At 62.9% G+C, this 8396-nt stretch carries 7 protein-coding genes; all 7 read left to right on the forward strand.

Features of this window, described 5'->3' with window-relative positions; genetic code table 11:
• The first annotated feature begins 294 nt into the window (after positions 1-294).
• The 7 genes from rfbB to dctP all read left to right on the forward strand — a co-directional run bounded on the left by rfbB (position 295) and on the right by dctP (position 8227).
• On the forward strand, positions 295-1356 hold the full coding sequence (gene rfbB / locus CXP40_RS23010) for a dTDP-glucose 4,6-dehydratase (RefSeq protein ID WP_106735617.1): 1062 nt from the start codon (positions 295-297) through the stop codon (positions 1354-1356).
• Between the two features lie 12 nt (positions 1357-1368).
• Positions 1369-2241: a glucose-1-phosphate thymidylyltransferase RfbA gene (gene rfbA / locus CXP40_RS23015; RefSeq protein WP_106735618.1), complete on the forward strand. Its 873-nt coding sequence runs from the start codon at positions 1369-1371 to the stop codon at positions 2239-2241.
• Complete coding sequence (rfbC, locus tag CXP40_RS23020; protein ID WP_106735619.1) at positions 2238-2786, forward strand: dTDP-4-dehydrorhamnose 3,5-epimerase; 549 nt, start codon at positions 2238-2240, stop codon at positions 2784-2786. Before rfbA ends, rfbC begins: the two co-directional genes overlap by 4 nt.
• The gene (gene rfbD / locus CXP40_RS23025; protein WP_106735620.1) at positions 2783-3646 is read left to right on the forward strand and encodes a dTDP-4-dehydrorhamnose reductase; all 864 of its coding nucleotides are present in this window, start codon (positions 2783-2785) and stop codon (positions 3644-3646) included. The genes rfbC and rfbD overlap by 4 nt, the downstream gene beginning before the upstream one ends.
• Positions 3647-3735: 89 nt before the next feature.
• A complete protein-coding gene (locus CXP40_RS23030; RefSeq protein ID WP_106735621.1) occupies positions 3736-5550 on the forward strand; it encodes an ATP-binding protein in 1815 nt (604 codons plus the stop codon).
• Positions 5547-6932: a sigma-54 dependent transcriptional regulator gene (locus tag CXP40_RS23035; RefSeq protein ID WP_021490512.1), complete on the forward strand. Its 1386-nt coding sequence runs from the start codon at positions 5547-5549 to the stop codon at positions 6930-6932. Before CXP40_RS23030 ends, CXP40_RS23035 begins: the two co-directional genes overlap by 4 nt.
• Before the next feature lie 305 nt (positions 6933-7237).
• Complete coding sequence (gene dctP, locus CXP40_RS23040) at positions 7238-8227, forward strand: C4-dicarboxylate TRAP substrate-binding protein DctP (RefSeq protein ID WP_064495042.1); 990 nt, start codon at positions 7238-7240, stop codon at positions 8225-8227.
• Positions 8228-8396 lie beyond the last annotated feature (169 nt).

Below are 8396 nucleotides of genomic sequence, written 5' to 3' on the forward strand. Positions count from 1 at the left end.
AACCACTTTTATAGTGGCATTTCAACATCCACAATAATGAATGGCACAGTTAATTTCTGGCGCCAGAAATTCAGCAAAAATCACCTTTGAGATAACCTTATTCCCTATACCTGTTGGCCAATCGAAACGACTCGCTCAACTTAATCAATTTGATGTAAAAGATGCGCCATCAAAGGCTCTGCCGTACGGCCGAGCAGGGCCTCTTCTTGGTCGACTCATACACAGCCGAGTCAAAACAACGCTCATCAGCTCTTCCAAGGCTGCCTTCGCCACCACTCGCCAGGGACAATATCAATGCGCATCCTTATTACCGGCGGTGCCGGCTTCATCGGTTCAGCTCTGATTCGTCATCTGATTCAGAATACCGAACACGAGGTACTCAACCTCGACAAGTTGACCTACGCCGGCAACCTGGAATCGCTTGCACCCGTTGATGACAACCCGCGCTACCGCTTCGTCCAGGTCGACATTGGCGACAGCGAATGCGTCGCGGCGACACTGGCCGAGTTCCAGCCGGACGCCATCATGCACCTGGCCGCCGAGTCCCACGTCGACCGTTCCATCGATGGCCCGGCCGCGTTCATCCAGACCAATATCGTCGGTACCTATAGCCTGCTGGAAAGCACCCGCGCCTACTGGCTTGGCCTGAGCGCTGAGCGCAAGGCGGCCTTTCGCTTCCATCACATATCCACCGACGAGGTGTACGGCGACCTGCATGGCGTCGACGATCTCTTTACCGAAACCACCCCTTACGCGCCCAGCTCACCTTATTCGGCGAGCAAGGCGGCGTCCGACCATCTGGTGCGCGCCTGGCAGCGCACCTATGGTCTGCCAGTGCTGCTCACCAACTGCTCGAACAACTACGGTCCCTATCATTTCCCTGAAAAGCTGATCCCGTTGATGATCCTCAACGCCCTGGCGGGTAAACCGCTGCCGGTTTACGGCAATGGTCAGCAAGTGCGCGACTGGCTGTACGTGGAAGACCACGCGCGCGCCCTGCTCAAGGTGGTCAGCGAGGGCAAGGTCGGCGAGACCTACAACATCGGCGGCCACAATGAGCAGAAGAACCTCGATGTGGTACGCGCCATCTGTGCGCTGCTGGAGGAACTGGCACCACAGAAGCCGGCCGGTATCGCGCGCTATGAAGACCTCATCACCTACGTGCAGGATCGCCCGGGCCATGACCAGCGCTACGCCATCGACGCGGGCAAGATCGAGCGCGAACTGGGCTGGATACCGCAGGAAACCTTCGAAACCGGTCTACGCAAGACGGTGCAGTGGTACCTGGACAATCTCGACTGGTGCCGCCGCGTGCAGGATGGTAGCTATCAGGGTCAGCGACTCGGCGCACTCTAAGGAGCAGGAATAATGAAAGGCATCATTCTCGCCGGCGGTTCCGGCACTCGCTTGCACCCCATCACCCTCGGCGTCTCCAAGCAGTTGCTGCCAATCTATGACAAGCCGATGATCTATTACCCGTTGTCGGTGCTGATGCTGGCCGGCATTCGCGAGATTCTGATCATCTCCACCCCAGAAGACCTGCCCAACTTCCGCAAGATGCTCGGCGATGGCAGCCAGTTCGGCATCGAACTGCAGTATGCCGAGCAACCCTCGCCTGATGGCCTGGCGCAGGCCTTCCTGATCGGCGAGTCGTTCATTGGTAACGACTCGGTGTGCCTGATCCTCGGCGACAACATCTTCCATGGTCAGCACTTCACCGAGAAGCTGCTGCGCGCAGCCAGCCACGACAGCGGCGCCACGGTCTTCGGCTACTGGGTCAGCGATCCCGAACGTTTTGGCGTGGTCGAATTCGATGCGGCTGGCAATGCGCTGTCGATCGAGGAGAAGCCGGCACAACCCAAGTCCAGCTTTGCTGTGACCGGCCTGTATTTCTATGACAACGATGTGGTGCAGATCGCCAAGGCGGTCAAGCCCTCGCCGCGTGGCGAGCTGGAAATCACCGACGTGAACAATGCCTACCTGGCCCGCGGCGACCTGCGCGTGGAGCGCTTCGGCCGCGGCTTCGCCTGGCTCGATACCGGCACCCACGACAGCCTGCTCGATGCCTCGCACTACGTACAAACAGTGGAAAAACGCCAGGGCCTGAAGGTCGCCTGCCTCGAAGAAATCGCCTATCAGCAGGGCTGGATCGACCGCGACAAACTGCTCGTGTGCGCCAAGGCGCTGGGCAAGACCGGCTACGGCCAGTACCTCTACAAACTGGCGGAGGAATCGCTGTGAAAGTGATCGCAACCGCACTGCCGGAAGTGCTGATTCTCGAACCCCAGGTATTCGGTGACGAGCGCGGCTTCTTCTACGAGAGTTTCAACGCACGGCGCTTTGCCGAAGCCACCGGCGTAACCCGTGAATTCGTCCAGGACAACCATTCGCGTTCCGCGCGCGGGGTGCTGCGCGGCCTGCACTATCAACTGCAGCAGGCCCAGGGCAAGCTGGTGCGCGTCAGTGCCGGCGAGGTCTATGACGTCGCGGTCGACGTACGCCGTAATTCGGCGAATTTCGGCAAGTGGGTCGGCGTGCATTTGTCCGCCGAGAACAAACGCCAGCTGTGGGTGCCGGAGGGCTTCGCTCACGGTTTCCTGGTACTCAGCGAGTACGCCGAGTTCCTCTACAAGACCACCGACTACTACGCGCCCACTCACGAGCGCTGCATTCGCTGGGACGACCCACAGTTGGCCATCGACTGGCCGCTCGACGGCCTGTCGCCACAACTCTCGGCCAAGGACCAACAGGGCCTGAGCCTTACCGATGCCGAGACCTTCGCATGAAGATTCTGATCAGCGGCCACACCGGCCAGGTCGCCCGTGAGCTGCAATTGGCCCTGCACAAGCATGAACTGATCAGTCTCGGCCGGCAGGCATTCGACCTGTCGCGCCCGGAAACCCTGGGCGACATCATCCTGCGCGAGCGACCGGCGCTGGTAATCAATGCCGCCGCGTACACCGCCGTCGACCAGGCCGAACAGGAACGCGAGCTGGCCTTCGCCATCAATGCCGATGCGCCCCGTGCTATCGCCGATGCCTGCTTCGAACTGGACATTCCGCTGATTCACTACTCCACCGACTACGTCTTCGATGGCAGCAAGACCACGCCTTACCGTGAAGCCGACACGCCACATCCGTTGGGCGTCTATGGCGCCAGCAAGGCGGCCGGTGAACAGGCGCTGCGCATCAGCGGCTGCGATCACCTGATCCTGCGCACCAGCTGGGTCTACTCGCAGCACGGGCGCAACTTCCTGCTCACCATGCAACGCCTGCTGCAGGAGCGCGAGGAGCTCAGCGTGGTCGACGACCAGATCGGCGCACCGACCTGGGCCGGCAGTATCGCCAGCGCCACTGCAGAGCTGATCGACAAGTGGCAGCAGGGGCGCAATCACTGGGGCACCTACCATCTGACCTGCCAGGGCGAAACCAGCTGGTTCGGCTTCGCCAGTGCCATCGCCGAACGCCTGCGTGCAGCCGGCAAGCCCTGCGCCAGGCTGCGTCCCATCCCCAGCAGCGAGTACCCAACGCCGGCGCAGCGCCCACTCAACTCACGCCTGGATGGCAACCGCCTGGAGCAGGATTGGCAGGTTCGCCTACCTGACTGGCACACCGCCCTGGACGCCTGCCTGCAACGCATGAACTGAGTCCCTGCGTTTCATCCGCGCGGCCAGTGCCCATCACCGGCCGCGCGCTTAACGTGCATAATGCGCCGATCATTTCTGCACGGTTTGCCATGAGCACGAACACTGCCACTCCCCGTCGCCTGCGCTGGCGCAGCCTCGTGCTGTTGGCGCTGCTGCTTGCGCCACTGCTGTGGCCGGTCCACTTCCTGGCCGAGCGCTACTACCGCGAAGTGCTGATCGAACAAAATCGGCAAACCCTCGATCTGTATGTGGCCAACCTGCTCGGCACGCTTCGCCGCTACGAAGTGCTACCGCAGATTCTTGGCGATCTACCAGGCCTGCGCGCCGCCCTGCATGCCCCTGAAGACCCCGGCGCGCTGGACAACGCCAACCGCTTGCTGGCCCGCGTGAAGAGCCAGACCGGCGCCGACGTGATCTACCTGATGAACCCGCGCGGCGTCACCCTGGCCGCCTCCAACTGGGACAAACCCGACAGCTTCGTCGCCGGCAACTTCGCCTTCCGTCCGTATTTCCGCGAAGCATTGGCCGGGCGCCTGGGGCGCTTCTTCGGCCTGGGTACAACGTCTGGCAAGCGCGGCTACTACTTCGCCTACCCGGTGCGCGAGGACGAGCACAACATCGGCGCGCTGGTGGTCAAGGTCGACCTCGACCACACCGAGACCCTGTGGGGCAACACGCCGGAACAGTTGCTGGTGACCGACACCAACGGCGTGGTCATTCTTACCTCGCGCCCGGACTGGCGCTTCCACTCCAGCCGCCCGCTGGACCGCGTCGAGCAGTCGGCCATCGCCGCCAACCAACCCTACCCGACTCAGGCACCGCCCCTGCTCGATATCGACCCCAACGCCTGGTTGACGCAAAGCCGTGCCCTGGAAGAAACCGGCTGGACGGTGAGCATTCTCGCCCCACGCATCCTGCTCGATCGCCCCGTGCGCAGTGCCGTGGCCGTCGGGGCGGCAGCACTTCTGGCGCTGCTATTGCTGCTTGGCCTGCTGATCCTGCGGCGCCGTCACTACCTGGAGCGCATCGCCCTCGACGCTCGCGCCAAGGCCGAACTGGAGCAGCGCGTCGCAGAACGAACGCATGATCTGGAGCTGCTCAACAGCCGCCTCAAGCAGGAAGTGCTCGAGCGTGAACAGGCTCAGCAGGAGCTGGTGCGCGCTCAGGACGAGCTGGTCCAGGCCGGTAAACTGTCGGCGCTCGGCACCATGAGCGCCAGCATCAGTCACGAACTCAACCAGCCGCTCGGGGCGATCCGCAGCTACGCGGAGAACGCCAGCACCCTGCTCGATCATCAGCGCAGCGACGATGCTCGCGCCAACCTCAAGCTGATCAGCGAGCTGACCGAGCGCATGGCTTCGATCATCACCCATTTGCGCTCCTTTGCCCGCCGCGACCGCCACGCGCCGGAGCGGGTTGCCCTGCAGCCAGCACTGGATGATGCTCTGGCGCTATTGGCCAAACGCCGCCGGGCGATGGATGTCGAGCTGATCCGCGACCTGCCGGACGCCACGCTCTGGGTCCAGGCCGGCGAGACGCGCCTGCGCCAGGTGCTCGGTAACCTGCTCGGCAATGCGCTCGATGCGCTGATCGATAAAGCCCCTCCTAGACGCATCTGGATCAGCATCGAACTTCAAGCCGAGCACCTCCACCTGCTGCTGCGTGACAATGGCCCAGGCTTCTCGCCCGAATCGCTGGCGCGCGCGCGCGAGCCCTTCTTCACCACCAAGACCAGCGCCCAGGGCCTGGGGCTCGGATTGGCCATCTGCGATAGTCTGGTGCGTGCGCTGGACGGCGAACTGCTGCTGGCCAATCATCCGGCCGGCGGTGCACTGATCACCCTGCGTCTGCGCCTGGCCAGCCCCGGCGTCAACCTGCAACCTTCAGAGGACCCCTCGCCATGACCAGCGACAGCGCCATCGACAGCCGCATTCAGGTACTGCTGATCGACGACGACGCCCATCTGCGCCAGGCACTCAGCCAGACGCTCGACCTGGCCGGGCTCAAGGTCATCAGCCTGGGCGATGCGCAGGGTCTCGCCGCACGTATTCCCGCAGGCTGGCCAGGCGTGGTAGTCAGCGATATCCGCATGCCCGGCATCGATGGCCTGCAACTGCTGCAGCAATTGCGCGAGCGTGATGCCGAGCTGCCCGTGCTGCTGATCACCGGCCATGGTGACGTGCCGCTGGCCGTGCAGGCGATGCGCGCTGGCGCCTACGACTTCCTGGAAAAACCTTTCGCCAACGATGACCTGCTCGACAGCGTACGCCGTGCGCTGGAGCTGCGCCGCCTGGTGCTGGACAACCGCAGTCTGCGCATGGCGCTCAATGACCGCCAGCAACTGTCCAGCCGCCTGGTTGGCCAATCGCCGGCCATGCAGCGCCTACGCGAGCAGATCGGTGCACTTGCCAGCATCGCCACCGACGTACTGATTCTCGGCGAGACCGGAGCCGGCAAAGAGGTGGTCGCACGCGCTCTGCACGACCTGTCCAACCGCCGCGAAGGGCCCTTCGTCGCCATCAACGCCGGTGCACTGGCCGAGTCGGTGGTGGAAAGCGAGCTGTTCGGCCATGAGGCTGGCGCCTTCACCGGCGCGCAGAAACGGCGCATCGGCAAGTTCGAGTTCGCCAACGGCGGCACCCTGTTCCTCGACGAGATCGAGAGCATGAGCATGGATGTGCAGGTCAAGCTGCTGCGCCTGCTGCAGGAGCGTGTGGTCGAGCGCCTCGGTGGTAATCAGCTGATCCCGCTGGATATCCGCGTGATCGCCGCGACCAAGGAAGATCTGCGTCAGGCCGCCGATGCCGGGCGTTTCCGCGCCGACCTCTACTACCGCCTCAACGTCGCACCGTTGTCCATCCCACCGCTGCGCGAGCGCGGCGAGGATGCCCTGCTGCTGTTCCAGCACTTCGCCGATGGGGCGGCCGCCCGCCACGCCTTGGCGCCGCGAGAGCTACAGCCGGGACAGCGCGCCTTGCTGCTGCGTCATCCATGGCCAGGCAACGTGCGTGAGTTGCAGAACGCCGCCGAGCGCTTCGCCCTGGGCCTGGAATTGGCTCTCGACAGCAACGCGCCAAACCTGCCGCCGGTCAACGGCGGGCTCAGCGAACAAGTCGAAGCCTTCGAACGCGCCCTGATCGCTGCCGAGCTGAGCCGCCCGCACGGCTCGCTGCGCAGCCTGGCTGAAGCGCTGGGCGTGCCACGCAAGACGCTGCACGACAAACTGCGCAAACATGGGTTGAATTTCTCAGGCGCTGGCGGAAGCTCGCCAGAGGACTTCGACTGACTGGCGGCAAACCGCCATTTTCAGCCATCCATACCTGACGCTGGCGGGCTCATACGCCGATCAGAGGGCCGGTAAAGAAGCATAGAAGCCCGCAGCCATGGGCCTTTGCACGGCACGCAAGGTCGGCATATCGCAGACTGGCACAAGGGTTGCTCTAGGCTAACGTCAAGCGAACCCACAAGTACAAGTCCAGGCCTCGCTAATGCCACCGGCGTTTTTCTCCAAGCCGCCTAGACTTGCTCTTGTCCGTTCGTCAGCTGCGCCCCGGCGCAAATGCGATAAACACAACAAGAGGAAGCATCCGCATGTTCAAACTGACTGCCAAGGCGCTGGCTTGCGCCCTGTCCCTGTCCATCGCTGGCGTAGTTCACGCTGCCGACCCGATCGTCATCAAGTTCTCCCACGTGGTTGCCGAGCACACCCCGAAAGGTCAGGGTGCCGTGCTGTTCAAGCAACTGGCTGAAGAGCGTCTGGCTGGCAAGGTCAAGGTCGAGGTCTACCCGAACTCCTCGCTGTTCGGCGACGGCAAGGAAATGGAAGCGCTGCTGCTCGGCGACGTCCAGCTCATCGCCCCGTCCCTGGCCAAGTTCGAGCATTACACCAAGCAGCTGCAGGTATTCGACCTGCCGTTCCTGTTCGACGACATGGCAGCTGTTGATCGCTTCCAGAAAGGTCCGGAAGGCCAGAAACTGCTGACCTCGATGACCGACAAGGGCATCACCGGCCTGGCTTACTGGCACAACGGCCTGAAGCAGCTGTCGGCCAACAAGGCACTGCTGGAGCCGAAAGACGCCCGTGGTCTGAAGTTCCGCGTACAGGCTTCTGCCGTACTGGAAGAGCAGTTCAAGGCCGTGCGCGCCAACCCGCGCAAGATGAGCTTCGCCGAGGTATACCAAGGCCTGCAGACTGGCGTTGTCAACGGTGCCGAGAACCCGTACTCGAACATCTACAGCCAGAAGATGCACGAAGTACAGAAGTACATCACCGAGTCCAACCATGGCCTGCTGGACTACATGCTGATCACCAATACCAAGTTCTGGGACGGTCTGCCGGCTGACGTACGCGACGAACTGGACAAGATCATCGCCGAGGTCACCGTCGAGGTGAACAAGCAGGCTGACGCCCTCAACGAAGGCGACAAGCAGCGTATCGCCGAAGCAGGCACCACCGAGATCCTGACCCTGACTCCTGAGCAGCGTGGCCAATGGCGCGATGCCATGCAGCCGGTATGGAAGAAGTTCGAAGGTGAGATCGGCGCTGACCTGATCAAGGCCGCGCAAGCTGCCAACCAGTAATAAGGCCGGAGAGCCGTAGGGTGGGCAGAGCGTCGATGCTCTGACCCACCACGACGCCCGCGACGGGCGTCGATCAACGCTGTAACCGGTGGGCCGGCTACCGTCCCACCCTACGCCCTTTCCATTCGGGAGAACCGACCATGAACGCCTTGCGGCGCGGCTGGGAGCA

Source organism: Pseudomonas sp. YY-1 (assembly GCF_002843095.1).
Lineage (GTDB): Bacteria > Pseudomonadota > Gammaproteobacteria > Pseudomonadales > Pseudomonadaceae > Aquipseudomonas > Aquipseudomonas sediminis_A.

Excerpts from the sequence above, each read along its gene's own strand:
- rfbB (WP_106735617.1), top strand. The coding sequence starts at position 295 with ATGCGCATCCTTATTACCGGCGGTGCCGGCTTCATCGGTTCAGCTCTG.
- CXP40_RS23030 (WP_106735621.1), top strand. The coding sequence starts at position 3,736 with ATGAGCACGAACACTGCCACTCCCCGTCGCCTGCGCTGGCGCAGCCTC.
- CXP40_RS23035 (WP_021490512.1), top strand. The coding sequence starts at position 5,547 with ATGACCAGCGACAGCGCCATCGACAGCCGCATTCAGGTACTGCTGATC.
- dctP (WP_064495042.1), top strand. The coding sequence starts at position 7,238 with ATGTTCAAACTGACTGCCAAGGCGCTGGCTTGCGCCCTGTCCCTGTCC.
- rfbD (WP_106735620.1), top strand. The coding sequence starts at position 2,783 with ATGAAGATTCTGATCAGCGGCCACACCGGCCAGGTCGCCCGTGAGCTG.
- rfbA (WP_106735618.1), top strand. The coding sequence starts at position 1,369 with ATGAAAGGCATCATTCTCGCCGGCGGTTCCGGCACTCGCTTGCACCCC.